Origin of the sequence: Streptomyces sp. V3I8, assembly GCF_030817535.1 — a bacterium.
Classification (GTDB): domain Bacteria; phylum Actinomycetota; class Actinomycetes; order Streptomycetales; family Streptomycetaceae; genus Streptomyces.
Genome location: NZ_JAUSZL010000002.1, coordinates 463,589 through 484,224 on the forward strand (window position 1 = coordinate 463,589; position 20,636 = coordinate 484,224).

General features: G+C 72.4%; 19 protein-coding genes and 1 tRNA gene. 3 read left to right on the forward strand and 17 right to left on the reverse strand.

The window, feature by feature from the left end:
* Nucleotides 1-108 precede the first annotated feature (108 nt).
* The 11 genes from QFZ75_RS02255 to QFZ75_RS02305 form a co-directional block, all read right to left on the reverse strand.
* On the reverse strand, nucleotides 109-891 hold the full coding sequence (locus QFZ75_RS02255; RefSeq protein WP_307533543.1) for an alpha/beta hydrolase: 783 nt from the start codon (nucleotides 889-891) through the stop codon (nucleotides 109-111).
* A gap of 1 nt (nucleotide 892) precedes the next feature.
* Complete coding sequence (locus QFZ75_RS02260) at nucleotides 893-1,921, reverse strand: LLM class flavin-dependent oxidoreductase (protein WP_307533544.1); 1,029 nt, start codon at nucleotides 1,919-1,921, stop codon at nucleotides 893-895.
* A gap of 52 nt (nucleotides 1,922-1,973) precedes the next feature.
* A complete protein-coding gene (locus QFZ75_RS02265) occupies nucleotides 1,974-3,737 on the reverse strand; it encodes an FAD-dependent oxidoreductase (protein WP_307533545.1) in 1,764 nt (587 codons plus the stop codon).
* A 10-nt stretch (nucleotides 3,738-3,747) separates the two neighbouring features.
* Nucleotides 3,748-5,088 (reverse strand): LLM class flavin-dependent oxidoreductase, encoded by a 1,341-nt coding sequence (locus QFZ75_RS02270; RefSeq protein WP_307533546.1) that lies wholly within the window; start codon nucleotides 5,086-5,088, stop codon nucleotides 3,748-3,750.
* Between the two features lie 87 nt (nucleotides 5,089-5,175).
* Nucleotides 5,176-5,970, reverse strand: a complete 795-nt coding sequence (locus tag QFZ75_RS02275; protein ID WP_307544186.1) for an ABC transporter ATP-binding protein — start codon at nucleotides 5,968-5,970, stop codon at nucleotides 5,176-5,178.
* Nucleotides 5,971-6,053: 83 nt separating this feature from the next.
* Complete coding sequence (locus tag QFZ75_RS02280; RefSeq protein WP_307533547.1) at nucleotides 6,054-6,971, reverse strand: ABC transporter ATP-binding protein; 918 nt, start codon at nucleotides 6,969-6,971, stop codon at nucleotides 6,054-6,056.
* Nucleotides 6,971-7,858, reverse strand: coding sequence for an ABC transporter permease (locus QFZ75_RS02285; RefSeq protein WP_307544187.1), 888 nt, complete (start codon nucleotides 7,856-7,858; stop codon nucleotides 6,971-6,973). Before QFZ75_RS02285 ends, QFZ75_RS02280 begins: the two co-directional genes overlap by 1 nt.
* 2 nt (nucleotides 7,859-7,860) lie before the next feature.
* Nucleotides 7,861-8,889, reverse strand: coding sequence for an ABC transporter permease (locus tag QFZ75_RS02290; RefSeq protein WP_307533548.1), 1,029 nt, complete (start codon nucleotides 8,887-8,889; stop codon nucleotides 7,861-7,863).
* Between the two features lie 41 nt (nucleotides 8,890-8,930).
* The gene (locus QFZ75_RS02295; protein ID WP_307533549.1) at nucleotides 8,931-10,502 is read right to left on the reverse strand and encodes an ABC transporter substrate-binding protein; all 1,572 of its coding nucleotides are present in this window, start codon (nucleotides 10,500-10,502) and stop codon (nucleotides 8,931-8,933) included.
* A 593-nt stretch (nucleotides 10,503-11,095) separates the two neighbouring features.
* Nucleotides 11,096-11,986 (reverse strand): DsbA family protein, encoded by an 891-nt coding sequence (locus QFZ75_RS02300; RefSeq protein WP_307544188.1) that lies wholly within the window; start codon nucleotides 11,984-11,986, stop codon nucleotides 11,096-11,098.
* A gap of 68 nt (nucleotides 11,987-12,054) precedes the next feature.
* Nucleotides 12,055-12,489 carry an Rrf2 family transcriptional regulator gene (locus QFZ75_RS02305; protein ID WP_307533550.1) on the reverse strand — a complete coding sequence of 145 codons (435 nt, stop codon included), beginning with the start codon at nucleotides 12,487-12,489 and terminating at the stop codon, nucleotides 12,055-12,057.
* Between the two features lie 138 nt (nucleotides 12,490-12,627).
* Between QFZ75_RS02305 and QFZ75_RS02310 the strand changes: the two genes are divergently transcribed.
* Nucleotides 12,628-13,146 carry a cupin domain-containing protein gene (locus tag QFZ75_RS02310; RefSeq protein ID WP_307533551.1) on the forward strand — a complete coding sequence of 173 codons (519 nt, stop codon included), beginning with the start codon at nucleotides 12,628-12,630 and terminating at the stop codon, nucleotides 13,144-13,146.
* A gap of 47 nt (nucleotides 13,147-13,193) precedes the next feature.
* On the opposite strand, the gene QFZ75_RS02315 is transcribed toward QFZ75_RS02310, so the two are convergent.
* Nucleotides 13,194-13,625 (reverse strand): ankyrin repeat domain-containing protein, encoded by a 432-nt coding sequence (locus tag QFZ75_RS02315; protein ID WP_307533552.1) that lies wholly within the window; start codon nucleotides 13,623-13,625, stop codon nucleotides 13,194-13,196.
* A 330-nt stretch (nucleotides 13,626-13,955) separates the two neighbouring features.
* Nucleotides 13,956-14,029: transfer RNA gene (locus QFZ75_RS02320), tRNA-Met, on the reverse strand.
* Between the two features lie 234 nt (nucleotides 14,030-14,263).
* Here QFZ75_RS02320 and QFZ75_RS02325 point away from each other — a divergent pair.
* Both QFZ75_RS02325 and QFZ75_RS02330 read left to right on the forward strand, forming a co-directional pair.
* The gene (locus QFZ75_RS02325) at nucleotides 14,264-14,863 is read left to right on the forward strand and encodes an isochorismatase family protein (protein WP_307533553.1); all 600 of its coding nucleotides are present in this window, start codon (nucleotides 14,264-14,266) and stop codon (nucleotides 14,861-14,863) included.
* Nucleotides 14,864-14,873: 10 nt separating this feature from the next.
* On the forward strand, nucleotides 14,874-15,800 hold the full coding sequence (locus QFZ75_RS02330) for a GlxA family transcriptional regulator (RefSeq protein ID WP_307533554.1): 927 nt from the start codon (nucleotides 14,874-14,876) through the stop codon (nucleotides 15,798-15,800).
* 177 nt (nucleotides 15,801-15,977) lie between these two features.
* Here the strand turns inward: QFZ75_RS02330 and QFZ75_RS02335 are convergent, their stop codons facing one another.
* The 4 genes from QFZ75_RS02335 to QFZ75_RS02350 all read right to left on the reverse strand — a co-directional run bounded on the left by QFZ75_RS02335 (nucleotide 15,978) and on the right by QFZ75_RS02350 (nucleotide 20,461).
* Complete coding sequence (locus QFZ75_RS02335) at nucleotides 15,978-16,541, reverse strand: CGNR zinc finger domain-containing protein (protein WP_307533555.1); 564 nt, start codon at nucleotides 16,539-16,541, stop codon at nucleotides 15,978-15,980.
* A 127-nt stretch (nucleotides 16,542-16,668) separates the two neighbouring features.
* On the reverse strand, nucleotides 16,669-18,306 hold the full coding sequence (locus tag QFZ75_RS02340; protein WP_307533556.1) for an ABC-F family ATP-binding cassette domain-containing protein: 1,638 nt from the start codon (nucleotides 18,304-18,306) through the stop codon (nucleotides 16,669-16,671).
* A gap of 79 nt (nucleotides 18,307-18,385) precedes the next feature.
* Nucleotides 18,386-18,595, reverse strand: a complete 210-nt coding sequence (locus QFZ75_RS02345; protein WP_307533557.1) for a hypothetical protein — start codon at nucleotides 18,593-18,595, stop codon at nucleotides 18,386-18,388.
* A gap of 393 nt (nucleotides 18,596-18,988) precedes the next feature.
* Nucleotides 18,989-20,461, reverse strand: coding sequence for an FG-GAP and VCBS repeat-containing protein (locus tag QFZ75_RS02350; RefSeq protein WP_307533558.1), 1,473 nt, complete (start codon nucleotides 20,459-20,461; stop codon nucleotides 18,989-18,991).
* Nucleotides 20,462-20,636: the final 175 nt, after the last annotated feature.

Below are 20,636 nucleotides of genomic sequence, written 5' to 3' on the forward strand. Positions count from 1 at the left end.
CCTTTCGGAGTCAGGGGTTACGGACGTGACAGAGGGGCCGGGCCGTTCCGCCCGGTGGGACCGCCGGGCCTGGCCGGCGCCCCGCGGCGGGCGGGCCGCGGGCCGCGCTCACCAGGTGCTGCTCTCCACGGTGATCAGGGGCACCAGGTCGTTGCGCAGGGTCTCCAGGAAGGTGACGATCTCGGCCGCCACCGAACGGTGCTGCAGGTCGTTCAGCACGTCGTGGTGACCGCCGCGGACCACCGAGAGGCGGGCGCGCGGCAGGGACTTGGCGGTGCGGACGAGTGCGTCGTGGTCGGCGAGGGGGTCGGCGTCGCCGGTGAGGATCAGCACCGGGACGCCGGTCTCGCTGTCGTGGGCCGCCGCGAGCAGGGCGTCCGGCACCGCTTCGCCGAGTGAACCGCGGCGCACCCGGGCGTCGCCGGTGAGCGCGCCCCGGTGGGCGGGGCAGGACGTGCGGACGTCCAGCTCCTCCTCCCACGTGCCGCCGGCGGCCGCGCTGCGACCGGGGAGCCCGGCGAGGACGACGGCGTCCGGCGTCGTGGCGGCGGAGGCGTCGTCGCGGCCGAGGAGCGCGGCGACGGCGAGGGCACCGGTGTCCGCGCCCAGCAGCACCAGGGGGCGTACGACACCGTCCTCGCCCGCGGCCCCGTCGGCCGCTGCGGCCAACCGGGCGTCGAACGTGCGCAGCCGTGCCGCCAGGTCCCCGGCGTCGAGGTCCGGGGCGCCGAGGTCCGGGGCGTCGATGACGCGGACGCGGTAGGCGTCGGCGGCCAGGCGCCTGCCCAGCCGGTCGTAGGTGTCCCGGGTCTCCCCCCTGCCGGGCACCACGACGACGGTGGCGCGCGTGCGGAGGCCCCGGGGGGCGTGGTGGTCGGTGTACTCGGTCATCTCAGACTCCTGCGGGTGCCGGTTCGGTCGCGGGCTTCCAGCCCAGGGCGGGTGCCACCTCGGTCGCGATGAGTTCGAGGGCCCGGATGGCGGTGTCGTGGTCGGGGACCGCGGGGTTGAACTGGGCGATCAGGTCGGTCGCCAGGGGCAGCACCTTCTCCTGCCGCAGCTGCGCGACGATCTCCTCCGCCGAGCCGTGGAAGCAGTGGAACCGGCGCAACGCCTCGTCCAGGCCCAGGCCCTTGGGGAAGGCGCCGCCCTCGGCCATCCGCAGTGCCGCCCGGTGGACGTCGTCACCGATGTGCCGCAGTGCCGTGCGCCGGTCCCGCGCCGGGAACAGGAACCGGGACAGCCCGATCCGCGGGCGGCGGGGCCGGTCCCAGGCGTCCAGGTACGCGTCGGCCCACGGTCGTTGCACCTCGTCGGTCGGTGCGTCGAAGCCGTACGCGGCGCGGTTGAGCAGCAGGTTCGAGCCGCCCGCCGCCGCGTGCCGGGCGCCGGGTCCGCTGAAGACGCCCTGCCAGATCCGGTCGGAGAAGTCCCCCGGCGCGGGCTGGACGCGGAAGCCGGGCGTACGCACCTCCTGGCCGGCCAGCGCCTCGCGGAGCACGGTGAGGTTCTCGGTGGTCGACTCGCGCCTGCGGGCCGGGTCCTGGCCGAAGGCGGCGTACTCCACCTCGCTGTAGCCGCTGCCGACACCGACCTCCACGCGGCCGCCGCTGAGGGTGTCGACGACGGCGACGTCCTCGGCGAGGCGGACCGGGTCCTCCAGCGGCAGGACCGTGATGGCCGTACCGAGACGGATGCGGGTGGTCCGCGCGGCGGCGTGGGCGAGGAACGTCCAGGGTGAGGACAGGCCTCCGCCGCTCGCGGGGACGTGGTGCTGGGCCACCCAGCCGACGTCGAAGCCGAGTTCGTCGGCGACGACGAAGAGTTCGGCCGCGTCGCGGTAGGTCCGGGCGGGGTCGTCGCCCCGGCCCTGCACATGGGTGAGGAAGCCGAGTCTGAAACGCGGCGTCTGGGTGGTCATGGGGTGCGTGCCTTTCGAAGTCGCCTGTCACGCCGATGGGTTGCCGGCCGGCTCACGGTCCGGCGCTGCCCACCGCGACGAGCCCCGGCAGACCGGTGTCGTGGTGACCGCCGCCGCCCAGCACCCGGTCGAGGACGGCGCCGGCGCCCGCGTCGGGAAGTGCGGTGCCGCGCCAGGCGACGTGCTGGTCGGGGCGTACGAGGACGTTGCCGGTGCCGTAGACCGCGCGGGCCTGCGGGTGGGTGAGGTGGATCACGGTGAACGGGAGTGCCCTGGCCGTGGCCTGTGCGACGAAGGCCTCCTCGACGGCACGGTCCTCGGTGAGGACGAGCAGGGCGAGCGAGGTGCCGAGGCGGTCGTGGAGTGTGCCGCCGTACGGGTCGACGTGGCCGTCGGGGGCGCGGTGGCCCGGTCGCGGGTCGTCCTCGTAGACGTCCGCGCGCCAGCGGGGTTCGGAGTCGAGCTGGCCGGGTTCGTACCAGATGGCGCTCGACGCGTCGTAGCGCTCGTCGAAGGTGACACCCGTCGCCGGGACGCGGTCGCGGCCCAGCCGTGCGCCGATCTCCGCGCGGCGCCGCACGGCCTCGGGGCCGAGATCCGCGTCGTCGGGGATGCCGCCGCGGCGGATCCCGTCGAGCGTCGACTGGGTGCGCCGCGCCCGCTGCAGGGAGTGGTCGGCGACCCGCCAGTTGTGCCTGCGGCGCTCCTCGTCGTAGGAGGTGAGAAGGGACCGGGGGGCGTGGCCGCGGATCACCGCGGCCAGTTTCCAGCCGAGGTTGACCACGTCGCCGAAGCCCTCCCCCAGGTTGCCGCCGGGGGTACGCACATGGGCGGCGTCGCCGGCGAGCAGCACCCGGCCGCGGTGGAAGGTCTCGGCGATACGGGTGGCGTGGTAGAAGGTCGTCGCCGAGACCAGTTCGAGGTCGAGGTCGAATCCGAACGCGGCCCGGCCGATCTCCAGCAGTTCGTCCTCGGCGGGCTCGTACGCGAGCGGGTACGGCCCGGCGTAGATCCGCCATTCACGGGTGCTCACGGCGGCGAGGAAGCCGGAGGCCTTGTGGTTGACGACGATGTTGCTGCCGCTCGGCGCGGCGCCGACCCGGTCGCTGATGTCGCCGGTGCGGACGATGAGCCGCAGCCGCTTCTCGGTGGCGTGCTCGCCCTCGCGGGTGATGCCGGCCAGCCGCCGGGTGGTGCTGCGCCCGCCGTCGGTGCCGAGTACGTAGGCGGCCCGGACAGTGCGCCGTTCGCCGCCGGCCACCTCGACGACCTCGGCGTCGACGCCGTCCTCGTGCTCGCGCAGGGCCCGCAGTTCCCAGCCGCCCGCGACGCCGACGCCCTGTTCCGCCAGGCGGTCGAGGAAGACCTGCTGGAGTACCGTCTGCGGTCGGCGCAGGGCCTCCTCGGACGCGTACGGCGTCGTGCCGTCCCGCGGACCCGCGCCGCCCCGCGAGGTGAACGGCGGGCGCGGCACCGGGACCAGTTCGTGCCCGGTCAGGGAGGTCACCAGCCTGGTGCCCCGGTTCCACTCCGGGGGGTAGGTCCAGGCGTCCCGGATGCGCTGGAGCAGTCCCCAGCGGCGGAAGTGCTCCACCACGCGCGGGGTGTGTCCCATCGCGCCGGCCCGCACCAGTGTCGCGGTGCGGGCGCGGTCGACGACGGCGACCCGGACGCCGCGGGCGGTCAGTTCGACCGCCGCGGAGAGGCCTACGGGGCCCGCGCCGACGATCAGCACGTCCACCTCGGCCGGCGGGGTGGCGACGGGGAACCGGACCGTGTGGACGTCGCGCCCGCCCGTCACCGACAGTTCGCTCATGTCGCGGCCCTCAGTGGTCCGCGAGGCTGGGCTCGCGGGTGTTGCGGTTGGCGGGGACCGGCAGGCCGAGGTTGCCGCGCAGGGTGTCGGCCTCGTACTCGGTGCGGAACAGTCCGCGCTTCTGGAGGATCGGCACGACACCGTCGACGAAGAGTTCGAGGTCGTCGTTGTTGCGGAAGGCGAGGTTGATGCCGTCGAAGGTGCCGGCGTCGAACCACTTCTCGATGGTGTCGGCGACGGTCCCGGGCGCCCCGACGAACGGTGAGCGGCGGAACTCACTTACAGACTCCGCCACTTGACGCAGTGTCAGCTTTTCTGCCTTGGCCCGCTCGATCAGCTTGGCCGCGCCGGTCCTGCCACCCTTCTCGGCGAGGTGCGCCACGTCCGGGAACGGTGCGTCGAGGTCGTGCCCGCTGAAGTCGTACGCGCCGAAGGAACGGCCGAGGAGCGCGAGGTTGCGGCCGAAGTCGTTGTCCTCGTCGAAGATCTCCCGCTCGCGGCGCCGGGCCGCCTCGTCGGTGGCCGCGACGATCGGACCGCCATGGATGAAGATCTTGATGTGCTCGGGGTCGCGGCCGTACGAGGCGGTGCGCTTCTTGATGTCGGCGTAGTACTCCTGCGCCTGCTCCAGTGAGCCGCCCGGCGCGTAGATGCCCTCGGCGACCTGCGCGGCGAGGTCGCGGCCCTCCTCGGAGACGCCGGCCTGGAAGATCACCGGCTGGCCCTGCGGCGAGCGGGAGAGGTTGAGCGGTCCGGCGACCTTGAAGTGCTCGCCCTCGTGGTTGAGTTCGTGCAGTTTGCTGGGGTCGAGGAAGACGCCGCGCTCCACGTCGGCCGGGAACGCGTCGTCCTCGTAGGAGTCCCACAGGCCGCGGGCGACCTGGACGAACTCCAGCGCCCTGCCGTAGCGGGTGGCGTAGTCGAGGTGCTCGTCGAGCCCGAAGTTCCGTGAGGTCCCGGTGTCGAAGCTGGTCACCACGTTCCAGCCGGCCCGGCCGCCGCTGATGTGGTCGAGGGAGGCGAACCGGCGGGCGAGGTTGAAGGGTGAGTTGTACGTCGAACTCGCCGTGCCGACCAGGCCGATGTGCCGGGTGTGGGTGGCGACCGCCGACAGCAGCGTCAGCGGTTCGAGGCGGTTGAGGTAGTGCGACGGGTAGGTGGAGTTGATGAACTGGCTGTCGACGACGAACAGGGCGTCGAACAGGGCGTGTTCGGCCGCCTGGGCCTGCTTGATGTAGTAGCCGATGTCGATGCTGGCGTTCTTCGCGACGCGCGGGTCCTTCCAGAGCCCGTGCTGGCCGGGGCCGCCGACGCCGTAGGGGTGCAGCGCGAGGTGGATCGTGCGGGACATGCGGGTTCCTCTCGGTGGTGCTGGTACTGGTACTGGTGCTGGCGGGGTGAAGCGCCGTGATGTGTCGCCGAGGTGCCGGTCAGGCCCTCAGGCGTGCAGCAGCGCGCGCAGACGGTCGCGTTCGGACCGGTCGGCCGGTCCCGTCCGCAGGGTGGGGGCGGAGCCGACGAGCAGGCGGGTGTACACGTGCCGGGGACCGGTGATGACGTCGCGGGCGGTACCGACCTCGACGAGTTCGCCCTGGTAGAGCACCGCGATGCGGTCGGCGATCCCGGCGACGGACCCCAGGTCGTGCGAGATGAAGACGAGGGCCGTGCCCGCGGCGCGCAGGTCCTTGAGGATCTGCAGGATCTGGACGCGGTTGGCGGAGTCGAGGGCGCTGACCGGCTCGTCGAGGATGATCAGCTTCGGCTCGGTGACCAGGGCGCGGGCCACCGCCACACGCTGGCGCTGGCCGCCGGAGAGTTCGCCCGGCAGACGGTCGAGCAGGTCCTCGGAGAGCTGGACGCGGGCGAGGAACGTACGGGCCCGGCCGGCCGCCTCCTGACGCGGGACGCCCTGGACGAGCAGCGGCTCGATCAGGGAGTCCTCGACGGTGAGGTCCGGGTCGAGGCTGCGCAGCGGGTCCTGGAAGACGTACTGGACGACGCCGCGGCGGCGCAGACGGCGCCACTGGCGGCTGTTGTACGCGCCCACGTCCTCGCCGCCGATGACGATCCGGCCGGCCGAGGGGCGCACGAGGCCGAGGACGGTGCGGGCGAAGGTGGACTTGCCGGATCCCGTCTCGCCGATGATGCCGACGGTCTCACCGGGAGTGACGCTCAGCGAGACGCCGTGCAGGGCGCGGCGGCGCTGCCGGCGCGGTCCGTAGTGCACCTCCAGGCCGGTGACCTCAAGGACCGCGTCCTCACCTGTGTCGGTGTCGGTGTCGGTGTCGGTGGGACTCTGTGGCGTGTGTCCGGTGGTCACGATGTCTCCTGCGGCGTGAGGAACTTCTCCAGGCCGTAGCTCTCGTGCTCGGCGATGAGCAACTTGGTGTACGCGTGGCGCGGGCGGTGGAGCACCTCGTGCGTCGTGCCCTGTTCCACCACCTCGCCCTCGCGCATGACGAGGACCTCGTCGCACAGCTGGGCGACGACGGCCAGGTCGTGGGAGACGACCACCAGGGCGAGGCCGGTCTGTTCGCGCAGTTCGACGAGCAGGTCGAGGATCTCGGCCTGGACCGTGACGTCGAGCGCGGTCGTGGCCTCGTCGGCGATGAGGATCCGCGGATCGGCGGCGATCGCGGCGGCGATCAGGACGCGCTGGAGCATGCCTCCGGACAGCTCGTGGGTGTACTGGCCGTAGACGAGTTCCGGGTCGCGCAGCTGGACCGCCCGGAGCAGTTCGACGGCACGGTGGCGTGCCGCGCGCCTCTTGAGCCCCGTCTTGACCCGGACGACCTCGGCGATCTGCGCGCCCACCCGGATGGAGGGGTTGAGGTAGGACGACGGGTCCTGGAAGACCGCGCTGATCGTGGCCCCGCGGAGCGCCGTCCACCGCTGGGGGGTGAGGGTCGCGATGTCGGTGCCGGTGATCTCGATCGAGCCGGCCGAGACCTCGAAGTGCGGGGGCAGGATGCCCAGCGTGGCCCGGCAGGTGAGGGTCTTGCCGCTGCCCGACTCGCCGACGATGCCGACCGTTTTGCCGGGGGTGAGTTCGAAGCTCACCCCGTGGACGATCTCGCGGTCGGTGACGCGGTCGCTGATGCGCACGTCACGCACGGTGAGGACCGGTGCGGCCGGCGCGGCCGACGAGGCCGACGAGGCCGGCGCGGGGGGCTTCTCGGCACTCAGGGTGGTGCCGGGAACCGCGTTGTCCGACAGTTGGGACAGTGTCGCCATCACGCACCTCCGGTGGCTACGGGCTCGGGTTTGTCCAGGCGGTTGGCGCGTACCTTGCGGCGGTTGGCGAAGGCGCGTCCCGCTTCGCCGGAGACGTCACGGATCGCGTCGGCGAGCAGGTTGCTGGCCCAGACGGTGACCATGATCAGCAGGGCGGGGGCCAGCGGCGCCCACGGCTGGTAGCTGAGGTAGCCGAGGTCGGAGGCGAGCAGGCCGCCCCAGGTGGGCGCGGGCGGCTGCACGCCGATGCCCAGGAAGGTGAGGCTGGAGACGATGATGAAGCCGACGCCGATGGTCTGGGCGAGGGCGACGGCGATGGGCGGGAGCACCTTGACCCATACGTGGCGTCGCACGATCCAGCCGACCGAGGCGCCGGAGACGATCGCCGCCTCCACGTACGGGGAGCGGGCGACGGCCAGGGTGGCGGCGCGGGCCACCCGGTAGAAGAGCGGCGAGACCAGGGCGCCCGTGACGAGCATGGCCTGGGTGATGCCGTTGCCCAGGAGGGCGATGACGGCGACCGCGAAGAGCAGGAACGGCAGGGCGACCAGGGTGTCGGCCAGGCGCAGGGTGATCCATTCGAAGGTCCGGCCGAGGTAGACCGACAGGATGCCCGGGATCGCGCCGACCACCAGGGCCATCAGGGCCACTTCGAGGGAGCCGAGCACGCTGACGCGTGAGCCGTCCAGGAGTCGGCTGAAGGTGTCACGGCCGAGGTGGTCGGTGCCCAGCCAGTGGGCCCCGGAGGCCGCGGCGAGCGTGTTGTCGCTGGTGGCCAGCGGGTTCTGCGGTGCGAGCAGCGGTCCGAGGACGGCCAGCAGCGCGACGACGGCGAGGATGGCCACGGCGATCCGGCCGGATGTCAGGGTGAGGACGCGGCGCACCATGGTCATACCCCCCGCTGGGATGCCGGCGTGACACGGGCCAGCACCAGGTTGACGATCAGGTTGAAGAGGACGACCAGCACGATCGACACGACCAGGACGCCCTGCACGGCCGGTACGTCGCCGGCCTGGGCCGAGTCGTTGGCGAACCGTCCGAAGCCCTGCAGGCCGAAAATCCATTCCGTGACGACGGAGGCGCCGACCAGTGCGGGGAACTTGAGCCCCAGGGTGGCAAGGGCCGGCCCGATGCCGTTGCGCAGCACATGGCCGAGGAAGATCCGGCGGGGACCCAGCCCTCGCACGACCGCGCCCGTCACGTAGTTCTCCCGGTAGGCCGCGACGAGGCTGCCGCGGAGCTGCCGGGCGACGTCCGCGACCACGTCGAAGCTGAGCGCGAGCGCCGGGAGCGTGATGTGGGCGAGCCACGGGCCGAAGCCCTGCTCCACCGGGATGTACCCGGCGGAGGGGAACACGTTCAGTCCCACGGCGAAGACCGCGACCAGCACGATGCCGACGACGAACGCGGGCATCACCGAGATCACGGTGACGAAGCCCGTGACGGACCGGTCGATCCAGGTCGTGCGCTTCAGGGCGGCGACCGTACCGAGGACGAAGCCGAGCACGACGCCGATGATCAGCGCGAACGTCGCGACGGACAGGCTCACCCCCAGGCCCAGGCCGATGAGCGTGGAGATGTCGGCGCCGTTGGTCCAGCTGGTGCCGAGCTGTACGTGCAGGACGCCGGTGAACCAGTCCCAGTACTGGGTCAGGAAGGGCCGGTCCAGACCCCACTGGGCCTCGACCCGCTGGACCGCCTCGGGTGTCGCCTCCTCGCCCAGCTGGATCCGCGCCGGGCTGAGGCCGCTCATCGACCGCAGCGCGAACGTCACGAACGTCGCGAGCAGGAAGACCGGCACGAAGATCGCGACCGACCGGGCCACGGTCACCAGGAGACGGCCGAGCGTGTGCCGCACCCTGGTCACAGCGACCCCGCGACGGCGGGCAGGCGGGGCCTGTTCCGCGGTCGTCGTCATGGGGTTGCCCCTCTCTTTGATGGACTGTGCGGGAACGGGGGTCAGCTGCCGGAGATGGTCACGCCGGTCCAGTCGATGTGGGCCGGGTTCTTCGGCAGGTCGGAGATCGACTTGCTCTTGGCGATGAGGTTCGGCTGGGAGTAGGTGAAGACGAGGGCCTTGCTCTCGAGTCCCGCCCGGGTCGCGGCCTGCAGGGTCCGCGCGTAGTGCGGCGACTCCAGCGGCGTCTTGCGCACCTTGGCGATGGCGGCCTCGAAGCCGTCCGGCTCGTACGGCGTGCTGAGGTTCAGCGGGCCGTTCGGACCGAAGTGGGCGGTGAGGGTCTGCGCGGCGGAGTCGCGGCCGGTGGTCCCGTACAGCGAGAACGTCAGGTCCTTCGCGAAGAAGGGGGTGGCCCAGTTCTTGTCGATCTTGATCGTGACCTTGATGCCGACCTTCGCGAGCTGCGACTGGACGATCTCCGCCTGGGGGTCCTCCGCCGGGATGACCAGGTTCAGCTTGATGTCGCCGGACTTGTAGCCCGCGTCGGCGAGGAGCTTCTTCGACTTCGCCGGGTCGTAGGGGTAGGCGTCCTCGGACTTCGGGTCGTAGGCCACGTACCCCTTCGGGAACGGCTGGTCGGTCACCTCGCCGTAGCCGAAGGTCAGTTTGTCGACGAACTCCTCGCGGTTCACCGCGTGCCGTACGGCGTCGACGACCTTGTCGTCGTCGAAGGGCGCCTTGTTGACGTTGAGGCTGAGGTTGGAGGCGTTGAAGCCCGGCTGCACGAAGACGTCGAGGCCGGCCTTCTTGGCGGCGGAGGCCTGGCTCGGGTCCAGGTCGGCGAAGTTGTAGACGCCGGTCTGCAGGCCGGAGACGACGGTGGAGGCGTCGGGGGCGGAGGTCAGCTCGACGTTGTCGATGTGGATGTTCTTCGCGTCCCAGTAGTCCGGATTCTTCTTCAGCACCGCCTTGGTGCCCGGCACCAGCTGGGTGACGGTGAACGGGCCCGCGCCGACCGGGTTCTGGTCCAGCTTCCCGGGGTTCTTCGCCGCCTTGGGGCTGGCTACCTGCAGCACGCGCTGGCCGAGGAGCTGGGGTATCTGGTAGTCGACCTGACTGAGGTGCAGGACGGCGTCCAGGCCGTCGGCGTCCACCGACTCGATGGAGCTCAGGTCGCCGAAGAGTGCGGAGTTCTTCTGCTTCTGCGCCCGCTCGATGGCCGCCTTGACCGCGGCGCCGTCGACCGGCTCGCCGTCGCTGAACTTCAGGCCGGAGCGCAGGTGGAAGGTGATCTCGTCGCCCTTGTCGTTGTACTCCCAGCTCTTCGCCAGGTCGGGGACGGCCTTGCCGGTCTCGTCGGTACGGGTCAACGAGGCGTAGGTGAGCGCGAGTTCGCGGAACTGCGCGCCGCTGCCGCCGACGACCGGGTCCCAGTGGGTCGGGAAGTACGAGGAGGTCCACTTCAGCGTGGAGCCGCCGCCCGCGGCGGCGGTGTCCCCGCCGCAGGCGCTCAGGACGGGGGTGAGCACGGCCGCGAGCACGGTCCCGAGGGCTGCGGCCCGCAGGCGGCCCGCCCGTCGGGACGAACGGGGGTCCGGTCCGGGGCGGCGGGTGATGAGGTGAGCGGGCATCTCGTTCTTCCTGAGGCGGGCCCCGGCCGTTGCCGGGGCGGAAGGAGCGGAGGGTCCGGCCCCTCCCGTACGGGAACGTCGACTCGGCCCCTGTACGGGCAGCGCGGACACACCGGCGAAAGCACCGGCGCGCACTCGGGGCGCGCGGCACTCGGGGCAGGGGTGCGCGGAGCTGCGGGACTACAGGGATGCGGAACCGTGGGAGTCGACGGGCTCGCGGGGACGGGCCGGGAGGCGAAGAGGGCGTGCGACGGAGCGCCGGGCACGGAAAGGGAGGGCGCAGGGGCCGGCGCGGCACGGTCGGGCACTGGGAGCCAGTGCCGGGGCAGTGGTCAGGCGTCTGCGGGCCGGGAACGGCGGAGGGTCAGCGACAGAGTGCGCTGCTGGTGCGCCGCAGGTCCACGTAGCGGCACACCACACCGGGGTGCGTCGTGAGCATGGTGTCATCCTGGAGGCTGCCGCAACCGACTGTCAATGGACACCAATTGGTGTCTCATTGGTCGGACGGGACGGGACCGCAGATCACAGGCATGCCGCGCGGCGGCGATCGCCCGGCGGTGGTCCAGCGGGGCGGGCGGTTGCCCGGCGAGGGCTCAGCGGGTGGCCGGGTGTGTCGCCGCCTCGTCCGGGTGCAGCCACACCGGTCCGCTGGCCGTGTCCAGCCGTACCGCGCACGGGGGTGGCCACGGACCCCGTGCGAGCAACCGCCGCTCCGGGTCGGTCAGGCTGCGGTAGTGCTCCAGCGCGTCCGCCGGGGAGAGCGGGGCGGGGACCGGCAACGGCCCGGGACCCAGGGCCTCGACGGCGGCGGCGTACTCCGCGAAGGGCCGCCACCCGGGGACGACGCGGTACTTCCCCGGGGTCCGGACGAGCAGCGTCGGCAGCGCGTACCGGTACCCGCCCTCGGCGGTCTCCTTGGCCGCACCGGGATGCGGGGAACGGCCGGGACGCGGGGAGCCGTCCCGCGCGGCCAGCACCTCGGCCACCGGGCGGCGTGCCTCCAGCCGGTCGGCGCGCACCTGCTCCAGCACCGCACCGGACGCGGCATCGGCCGCGAGGCGCCACGGATCGAGTCCCGGCACACCCCGTACCGCGGACAGCGCCCACTCGGTGGTGTCGGCGGGCTCGCCGAGCACGAAGACGGTCTCCCGCAGCCGCCGCAGCACCCGCTCGGCCACCGTCTCGCCCTGCAGGGCGGCGGCCTTGGCGACGAGCGAGGCGGGCCAGGAGCCGGCCGGCATCCGGCTGAGCCGCACGGCCCGGGGGGCCAGGGTGTGCGAGCCGACCTCCTCGACGTAGCGTGCGTACCAGGCGGTCTCCGCCGCCGGGTCGGGCGGCGCGTCGTCACCGTCGTCGAAGAGGATCGCGTACGCCCGCCGCCAGTGGACCCGGCCGGCCAGCGCCGCCCGCAACGCGCGGAAGACAGGCTCGGATCCCCAGGCCCAGGGGCACAACGGATCGGTGTACTCCACCACTTCGACCATTTCGGCCGCCCGGGCCGCTTCGACCACCCCGGCCGCTTCGGTCAGGGGCGTCGGCTCCGGCGTTCCCGTCACGCGGCGCCCCTGTGGACCGACCCTTCCACAACTCCCCTGCCCAGCAACGAGGTCAGGGTCACCCCGCCCAGGACCGCCGCCGCACCGGCCTCGACCTCCCGCCACACATCGGGCAGCCCTGTCGCGGGCCCCGGGTAGTCGAGACCGTCCAGGGGTTCCCCACGCAGGGTGATGAGTTCGCCGTCGACGGCGCGCGTCACATCCAGCAGGGTGATCTCCCCGGCGGGTCTGCCGAGCCAGTAACCGCCCTCGCAGCCGCGCTGGCTGCGCACCAGGCCCGCTCTGCGCAACTCCCCCACCACGGACTTCAGGAAGCGGAACGGAATCTCCTGCGAGGAGGCCATGGCTTCACAGGTGAGCGGACGGGAAGGTTCGCGGGCGAGTTCCAGCAGCGCCCTCATGGCGTAGTCCGCCTTCGCGGAAATATGCATGCGCACATCATGCCGCAGGAGCGGGTCCACGCGCGGATCTTCGGGCACTTGTTTCCTACGTTGCGGGAACATTGCCGCAGGTGAAAGCTAAAGGACACCTCTTGACATCCTTTTTGGACCGGCTCTAGCGTCGCCGCCATGAGCGAGCCGTTGACGACTCCCGGTGAGGGCTTCCACCCCCACCTCCACGACACCCCGGTCCACCCGACCGCCCCGCTGCGCAGCCGCCTGCACCACATCCGCGCCGGCTCCCTGGACGGGGACACCGCGCAGAGCGGCGGCATGCGCAGGTTCGCGGCCGTCAGCGGGAAGACCGTCGGCTCCGAGAAGCTGTGGATGGGCCAGACCCACGTGGCGCCCTCGACCGCCTCCTCCGACCACCACCACGGTGAGTCCGAGACCGCCATCTACGTGGTGAGCGGGCACCCCGAGTTCGTCTTCGTCGACGACTCGGGCGCGGGCGAAGGCAGAGGTCCGCAGGAGGTGCGGCTGCGGACCTCTCCCGGCGACTACGTCTTCGTCCCGCCGTTCGTGCCGCACCGTGAGGAGAACCCGGACCCGGACGACGAGGCCGTCGTCGTCATCGCCCGCAGCACGCAGGAGGCGATCGTGGTCAACCTCCCCCGGTTGTACGCACTTTCACCGGACGAGGCCTGACACCCGGAGCGGTGTCGCGGCCGTGGCCGGTCGCGTTCCGCGCCGGGTCAGTTGGCCGGGTCCCGGTGCCGGGCGCCCGCGGCGACCAGCAGCGCGACCGTCTCGGGGTGGGGCCCGGCCATCGCCCACTCGAGCGGGGAACGGCCCGTTCCGTGGTCCTCGCGGAGATCCGGATCGGCGCCGTGCGCGAGCAGCGCGCCCACCGTGTCGGCATGGCCCCAGCAGGCGGCCGCGCACAGGGGCGTGCCTTCCGCGCCGCGCCCGCTCTCGGTGTCGGGCGGAGCCCCGGCCGCCAGCAGACACAGGACGTTGCCGGTTTCCCCTTGCACCGACGCGGCGTACAGGGGCGTGGTGCCCTCGGAGTCGGCCGCCTCGGGGCGGGCGCCCGCCCGCAGCAGAGCCCTGATCCGAGCGCCGTCCCCGAATGTCGCCGCGTCGACCAGTCTCTTCGAGAGCTTCTTCCGCCGCCGCCGGTTCACAGTGCCCCGGTCCGGCCGATGAGTGAACCGGGCGGCGCGAGGCGGGAGTCCATGGTCAAGGGACGGCTCTCCTGGAGGTGCCGACCGCTGACACGGTCGGCCTGGGGGGCCCGACGGTACCGGTGGGCCCGGGACGGCTGCCACCTGGTTTCGGTCCCCGAGGTGTCGGCCCCTCAGCCCGCCGGCTCGTTGCGGCGCCCTGCTCACCCCGGAGGTCCACTGCGAGGCGGGCGACGCGCGGTAGGGCGGTAGGACGGTAGGACGGATGGGGATACCGGGTACGGAACGCCAGAGGGCCCGGATCAATGAAGATCCGGGCCCTCTTCGCAGTAGCGGGGACAGGATTTGAACCTGCGACCTCTGGGTTATGAGCCCAGCGAGCTACCGAGCTGCTCCACCCCGCGGCGATGTCTCTACCGTACGCCATCACGGAGGTCACCGATGACCACACGTGCACCCGCGCACGGAGAGCCGCGGCCGGAAGCGGACCCGCCGCAACGGGCCGACCGGCCGGCCGGGTCGTGCGGAGCCGGTGTGCGCGTCCCCACGCGGGTACCGAACCCCGCTGACCGGATCGGTCCGGTGCGGGACCCGATACGGCATGTCGCCACCCCGTTCGCGTGGCGCAGACTCGGGGCATGACCCGAGCACTGATCGTCATCGATGTCCAGGAGTCCTTCCGCGCCCGCCCCCTGTGGGCGACGATCTCCGACCCGAAGATCGCCGACCGGGTGAACCGGCTGGTGCGGATCGCCCGCCAGGCAGGGGACCTCGTGGTGTGGGTGCTGCACTGCGAACCCGGCAGCGGCGATGTCTTCGACCCGGCCCTGGGCCATGTCCGCCTCATGGAGGAGCTGGAGCGGGCGGAGGACGAGCCGCTGATCCACAAGACCTCGCACAACGCCTTCACCACGACCAACCTGCAGCAACTGCTCACCGAACGCGGTATCCGCGAGCTCACCGTCTGCGGTATCCGCACCGAGCAGTGCGTGGAGACCACGACCCGCGTCGCGAGCGACCTCGGCCACCAGGTCACGTTCGTCACCGACGCGACCGCGACCAACCCCATCCCGCACCGCGACGCCCCCGCCGACCAGAGCGTCGCCGACCTGCTGGCCGATTCCCGTACGCTGCCCGCCGAGGAGGTCATCAGGCGCACCGAGTACGCCCTGGCCGGACGCTTCGCCACCATCGCGACGGTCGACGAGCTGGAGGCCGCGGCCGGACATCGGGCATGATGACCGGATCGTGAGCCACATCGTCTTCTTCCTGGTACCCGGAGTCCATCTGCTGGACCTGGCCGGCCCCGCGCAGGTCTTCTCCACGGCGGCCGACTTCGGGTATCCCTACACGCTCTCCTACGTCGCCGAGCAGGCGCAGGTCACCACCGCGCAGGGCGTGCCGCTGGTGGCCGGGCTCGACTGGCCCGAGCTCGGCCCCGAGGACCTGATCGTGGTCCCCGGCTGGCGGGCGGGCACTCCGGCCGGCGGCCCCGCCATCGGCGCGGGGCCGCTGCGCACCCTCCGGGATCATCACGCGGCCGGCGGGACGGTGGCCAGCGTCTGCGCCGGGGCCGAGGCGCTGGGCGCGGCGGGCCTGCTCGACGGGCGCCGCTGCACCACCCACCACGACGTGCAGGACGAGCTGGCCCTGCGCCACCCGCGGGCGGTGGTCGTGCGGGACGTCCTGTTCACGACCGACGACCGGGTGATCACCTCGGCCGGCATCGCCAGCGGCATCGACCTGGCCCTGCACCTGGTCGCGGTGCGGCACGGCCCGGCCGTCGCCGCACAGGTGGCCAGGGAGATGGTCGTCTACGCCCGCCGCAACGGCCATGAACCGCAGTCCAGCGCGATGCTCCGGCACCGCTCCCACCTCGACGACACGGTGCACCGGGCCCAGGACCTCATCGACGCCCGCTTCGACCGGCCGCTCCCCCTCCCCGCCCTGGCGTCGGCGGTCGGTGTCAGCGAACGCACCCTCACGCGGCTCTTCAGCCGGGCCACCGGCCTCACCCCCCTGCGCTATCAGCAGACCCTCCGTCTGGAGCGCGCCCAGCACCTCATGAGCCACGGCGCGACGATGGACGCCGCAGCCCGCTCCGTGGGCTTCGAGGACCCCCGTATGCTCCGCCGCCTGCGGGCCCGCCGGCCTGAGGGCGCGTCGGCGCAGTGACCGGCACGGGGCCCTGCGAGGACGGGTGCCGCGGACGAACGACCCGCCGAGGGGCGGGGTCGTGCCTGTGGAGGGACATCGGAGCCTGTCACGGATTCCGCACGCCGATACGCACACCGGGCATGAGACCGGCGCCTTCCGGCACGCGGGCGACGCGCAGAGGACTTCCGGGGAGGGTCAGTGCGAGGCCGTCGCGGGCGCCGTCCTCTTGCGTGCGCGGTACGCGGCGGCCTTGATCCTGTTGCCGCAGGACTCCATGCCGCACCACTGGCGGCGCAGGCCCCGGGAGTGGTCGATGTAGACCCGGGTGCACTCGGGGTTGCCGCACTCCTTCATCAAGGGGACCTCGGGGCCGCCGAGCAGCTCGACGGCCTGCCGGGCGACGGTGGCCAGCGCCTGCTCGGGCGTCGCCTCGGTGTACCGCCCGCCCAGGGTGAGCTGCGGCGTCACCGGCGTTCCGCGCGCGGCGCCGTTGACCACCGCGAGCGCCTCGCGGTCGAATTCCTCACCCAGACGGCGGTCGGTCACGAGCCGGTAGAGAGCCTCACGCACCGTGATCGCCGTTCGGACGTCGTCCTCCCGGCCGGGTGTGATCGCATCCACGAGTCCGGACTCCAGGTACCAGGCGTTGAGCCGGTCCGGCGTGGCGAGCATCTCGAACCGGGCCGAGCGCCGGGCGCGGAGGGTGGCCGCGAAGTCGAGGGCCGGGTTCCCGCACACGAAGGCATGGTCGAGGTTCACATCACCATCCTGACAGGTGACTTCCGCCCTGTGCAAGGAACGTCACCGCCCCGGGCGGCGCACGTCCGGTCGGTTCCAGGTCGGCTCCGGGCCGGTGCCGGCCCGGAGCCGTGCCCTCGCGCCGCCCCTACCCGGTCGCGACCGGGGCCGCCTCCAGGCGGACTTCACGACCCTGCCACCTCCGGCGCAGCCAGCGGTCGTGGGTGGCGACGACGATCGCGCCGGGGCCGGTGCCCAGCGCCTCCTCCAGTTCGTCGCACAGCCGGGGAGAGAGGTGGTTGGTGGGCTCGTCGAGGAGCAGGAGATGGGGCGGGCGGGCCACCAGCAGGGCCAGCGCCAGCCGTCGGCGCTGGCCCACGGACAGGTGCCCGACCGGCTTGTCCAGCTCCCCTTCGTGCAGGAGACCGAGGGAGCCCAGCGGTACCTTCTCCGCCCGCGCCGGGCCGAGCGACAGCTCGTAGGTCTCCCGGACCGTGCGGTCGGACCGCTCGAACACGGTGTCCTGGGTGAGCAGCCCCACCGTCAGTCCACGCAGCCGGTGCACCTCGCCCGCGGCCCGCAGCTGTCCGGCGAGCACGGCGAGCAGCGTCGACTTGCCCGTACCGTTGTCGCCCGTGACCAGGAGCCGGTCCGTCGCCGAGACCTCCAGGCCGTCCAGTGCGAGCCGGCCCGGCACCCGTACGTCCCGCAGGGACACCAGGGGCCGGGTGCCCTCCTCGATGCGTGCGGCCAGATCGAAGGCCGCGAACCGCATCGGACGGGGCGGTTCCGCGACCTGGGTCCGCGTCAGTTCCTCCAGCCGCCGGGTGGCGTTGCGGACCCGCCGGGAGATCTGGCTCTGCACCCGGCCGCCCCGGTGGCCGTAGCCCATTTTCTCGTTGTCGGTACGGCCCCGGTCCGGGGCGACCCGGTGCGCGGTCACGCCCGCCGAGTGACGCAGTTCCACCAGCTCCTGCTGCTCCTCGGCGTACCGTCGCTCCCAGCGCTCCCGTTCGGCGCGCTTCTCCGACAGGTAGGCGCTGTAGTTGCCGCCGTGACGGACCGGGCCGTCCACCGCCGGATCCAGGTCGATCAGATCGGTGCACACGGCGTCGAGGAACGCCCGGTCGTGGCATGCGGCGACCACCGTGCCCGGCAGGCCGCGCAGTTGCTCCTCCAGGAAAGCGGCTGCGCTGTCGTCCAGGTGGTTGGTGGGCTCGTCGAGCAGCAGTGCCGGCGGACGCCGTACGAGCAGGGCGGCCAGGGCCAGCCGGCCACGCTGCCCGCCGGACAGCGAACCGAGCGTGCGGTCGTGCGCGAACGCGCCGAGGCCCAGGCCCTCCAGCACCAGGGCCGCGCGGCGGTCGGCGTCCCAGGACTCCCGGTCCTGGGCCTGCTCCAGACGCCTGCCGTAGGCGTCGAGGAGTTCCAGGTGGTGAGGGGCGTCCTCCGGGACGCGGCCGAGTTCCTCGCCCAGCCGGTCCAGTTCGGCGAGGTCCTCACGGGCCTCGCGCAGCGCCTCGTTCAGCACCGTGGCGATGGTCACGTCGGCGTCGAACGGCATCTCCTGGTGCAGGAAGCCGAGACCGGGCGGACGGACGACGCTTCCCGAGTCGGGTTCGTCCGCGCCGGCGAGCACCCGCAGCAGGGTGGACTTGCCGACGCCGTTCTCCCCGATCAGGCCGATGCGGTGGCCGGGGGAGGCGGTCAGGGAGACACCGTCGAGGACGCGTCGGCCGCCCAGGTCGCGGACGAGGTCGTGGGCGAGCAGAGCGGGCTGGGGCACAGGAAACCGTCCCACGTGATCGGTGGTCGGCCCGCCGGGCACGGGGCCTCGGACGCGGGTCACTGCACGGGCCGGCGGCTCACACCGCCGGGGCTCCCGTCTCCCGGAGCGTGCCGCCGGCGGTCGACGAGCCGGTGGCGGGCCCGATTTCACAGACGATCAGCTCGGGCGGAGTGCTCCCGCCCGAGCCGTTGGGAGTGACCGGATCCGTGCGGTCCGCGGGCCGGGCGAAGGAGAGGCGCGAGCGGACGACGAACGCGTCGGACAGGGAGTCGTCGTCTCCCACCATGCCTGCGACTCCTCGGTACACGGTCGATGTCAGCGACAGATTAACAGCCGCTTTTCGTGCGCCGCGGGTGGTGCGGACCGGCGGTCGGCGGGCCCGCGGCCTTCACGATCGGTCCGGGTGGGTTCGAAGTTCTTCATGACCGCATCGCCTGAGGCACCGACATCGACCGGATCAACTCTTTTCAGCCGCGATCTATCCATCTGGCCGGTTTGTAGTGCACGCTGTTCGTCCGGGCCCCACCAGATCCCCCAGGTGGGAGCCCTGCCGCAGGGTCCTGCCGTCCCGTCGGCGGCAGGACCCGCCACGCCTCCCAGCTCCCCATGGGAGGCCATGCGGCTGCCCGGACACCGGGACCGGCCACGACGGTCCCGGCGGACGGGGCGGACGGGACGGTCAAGGGATCGCCACGCCCGGGCCGTTGTCGCCGCTGAGGTCCCAGCCGTACTGGGCGTTCGCCGACGGCGCCCCGAGGTCCACGGGGTTGTGCGCGGACGACTTCGACGCCGTCAGGCCGGCTGCCGTGCCGTGCAGCAGCCACACCGCGCCGCCGTTCCTGACCGTGCCGAGGTCCTCACCCGGCGCGCCCGCGGTCAGGTCCGCCTTCCCGTCCTTCGTCACGTCGAGCAGCCGCAGCGAGCCGCCGAAGACGTCGTTCTTCTCGGCCACCCCCGGCACGCTCGGGGTGTCCTGGTGGAACGCCTGCGCGCCCGTACCGGTGAGCCCGCCCGCGCCGCCCTTGAGGAGCACCACGGAGCCTGCCCTGGCCACCGAGCCGATCGCCTCGCCGGGGACGCCCACGGCCAGGTCGGGGTATCCGTCGCCGTTCACGTCCCCGGCGCTCAGGCGGGCGCCGAAGTGGTCGTTCTTCTCGCTCACGCCGGGCACGCCCGCGGTCTGCTGCGTGATGGTCCGCGTACGGGTCCGGCCGGGGCCGGCCGGCGAGCCGTAGTAGATCTTGATGGTCCCCGGGTCGTCCACCATCTCGGTGTCGCCGCCCGGGAAGACGCGCGTCGCGAGGTCGGCGTACCCGTCCTTGTCGAAGTCGGCGACGGCGGTGGTGGACGCGGAGGACAGCCGCTGCGAAACGGTGGACAGGCCGTCCTTCGTTCCGAGCCACAGCTTGCCGCCCTCGGCGTGGTTCTCGTAGACGTGGAAGGTCGCGAGGTCCTCGATGCCGTCACCGTCGAAGTCGCCGGCCGCGGTGGAGCAGATCGTGTTGTCGGTGCTGAACACCCTCACTTCCTGCTCGCGTGCGGGGGCACCGCCGCGGTCGAACGGGCCGTAGAGCACGTTGCGGTAGTCGTATTCGTCGTCGTTGCCCATGAACAGGTCGGTGTGACCGTCCCCGTCGAAGTCGCCCGCGGTGATGTCGGCGCCGACGTCGGCGTTCGCGGGTGCGCCGACCCGGACGGAGTCCTGGCCGGCGATGCCTGTCGTGCTGCCCCACAGGACGATCACCGATCCGCTGACGTTGTCCTCGGGGCGGTATTCACGGGTGGTCACGGCCAGGTCGGTGAGGCCGTCGCCGTCCAGGTCGCGGGGGACCATCGCGTAGCCGAACACCGCGTTGTCGCCGGAGGCGCCGGGGACACCCGGGGTGTCCTGGGTGATGACGGTGGTGCGCGCGGTGTCGAGGCCGTTCGCCGAACCGTAGGTGACCGTGATGTAGCCGGCCCAGGCATGACCGCCCACCGTGGCGGCCGGCGCGGTCACGGCGACGTCCTGGTAGCCGTCGCCGTTGAAGTCCTCGCGCACGGTGGTGGCGCCACCCGCGGCGGATGCGGTGCCCGCGGCGATCGGCACGCTGAAGGTACCGATCAGAGCGGTGACCACCGCGGTCGATACGGCCAGTCGACGGATGCCCACAAGTCCTCCTACCAGAAGCACGCGGCCCGGGGCCGCGCACGGGCGACTTTCGCCTGTGAGACACACGGCGACGGCTGATGGTTGTGTGCGGTGGACAGGACATGAACCAAGAGCACGGCGCGTCGGCCGCGGACCACCTGTCGATCCTTCTGACTGACGCCCGCCCCCGCGGCGC

Coding starts and splice junctions, on each gene's coding strand:
- QFZ75_RS02295 (WP_307533549.1), bottom strand. CDS start 10,502: ATGCCCGCTCACCTCATCACCCGCCGCCCCGGACCGGACCCCCGTTCG.
- QFZ75_RS02325 (WP_307533553.1), top strand. CDS start 14,264: ATGACCCGAGCACTGATCGTCATCGATGTCCAGGAGTCCTTCCGCGCC.
- QFZ75_RS02255 (WP_307533543.1), bottom strand. CDS start 891: ATGACCGAGTACACCGACCACCACGCCCCCCGGGGCCTCCGCACGCGC.
- QFZ75_RS02285 (WP_307544187.1), bottom strand. CDS start 7,858: ATGGTGCGCCGCGTCCTCACCCTGACATCCGGCCGGATCGCCGTGGCC.
- QFZ75_RS02280 (WP_307533547.1), bottom strand. CDS start 6,971: ATGGCGACACTGTCCCAACTGTCGGACAACGCGGTTCCCGGCACCACC.
- QFZ75_RS02310 (WP_307533551.1), top strand. CDS start 12,628: ATGAGCGAGCCGTTGACGACTCCCGGTGAGGGCTTCCACCCCCACCTC.
- QFZ75_RS02290 (WP_307533548.1), bottom strand. CDS start 8,889: ATGACGACGACCGCGGAACAGGCCCCGCCTGCCCGCCGTCGCGGGGTC.
- QFZ75_RS02270 (WP_307533546.1), bottom strand. CDS start 5,088: ATGTCCCGCACGATCCACCTCGCGCTGCACCCCTACGGCGTCGGCGGC.
- QFZ75_RS02265 (WP_307533545.1), bottom strand. CDS start 3,737: ATGAGCGAACTGTCGGTGACGGGCGGGCGCGACGTCCACACGGTCCGG.
- QFZ75_RS02260 (WP_307533544.1), bottom strand. CDS start 1,921: ATGACCACCCAGACGCCGCGTTTCAGACTCGGCTTCCTCACCCATGTG.
- QFZ75_RS02305 (WP_307533550.1), bottom strand. CDS start 12,489: ATGCATATTTCCGCGAAGGCGGACTACGCCATGAGGGCGCTGCTGGAA.
- QFZ75_RS02345 (WP_307533557.1), bottom strand. CDS start 18,595: ATGGTGGGAGACGACGACTCCCTGTCCGACGCGTTCGTCGTCCGCTCG.
- QFZ75_RS02300 (WP_307544188.1), bottom strand. CDS start 11,986: ATGGTCGAAGTGGTGGAGTACACCGATCCGTTGTGCCCCTGGGCCTGG.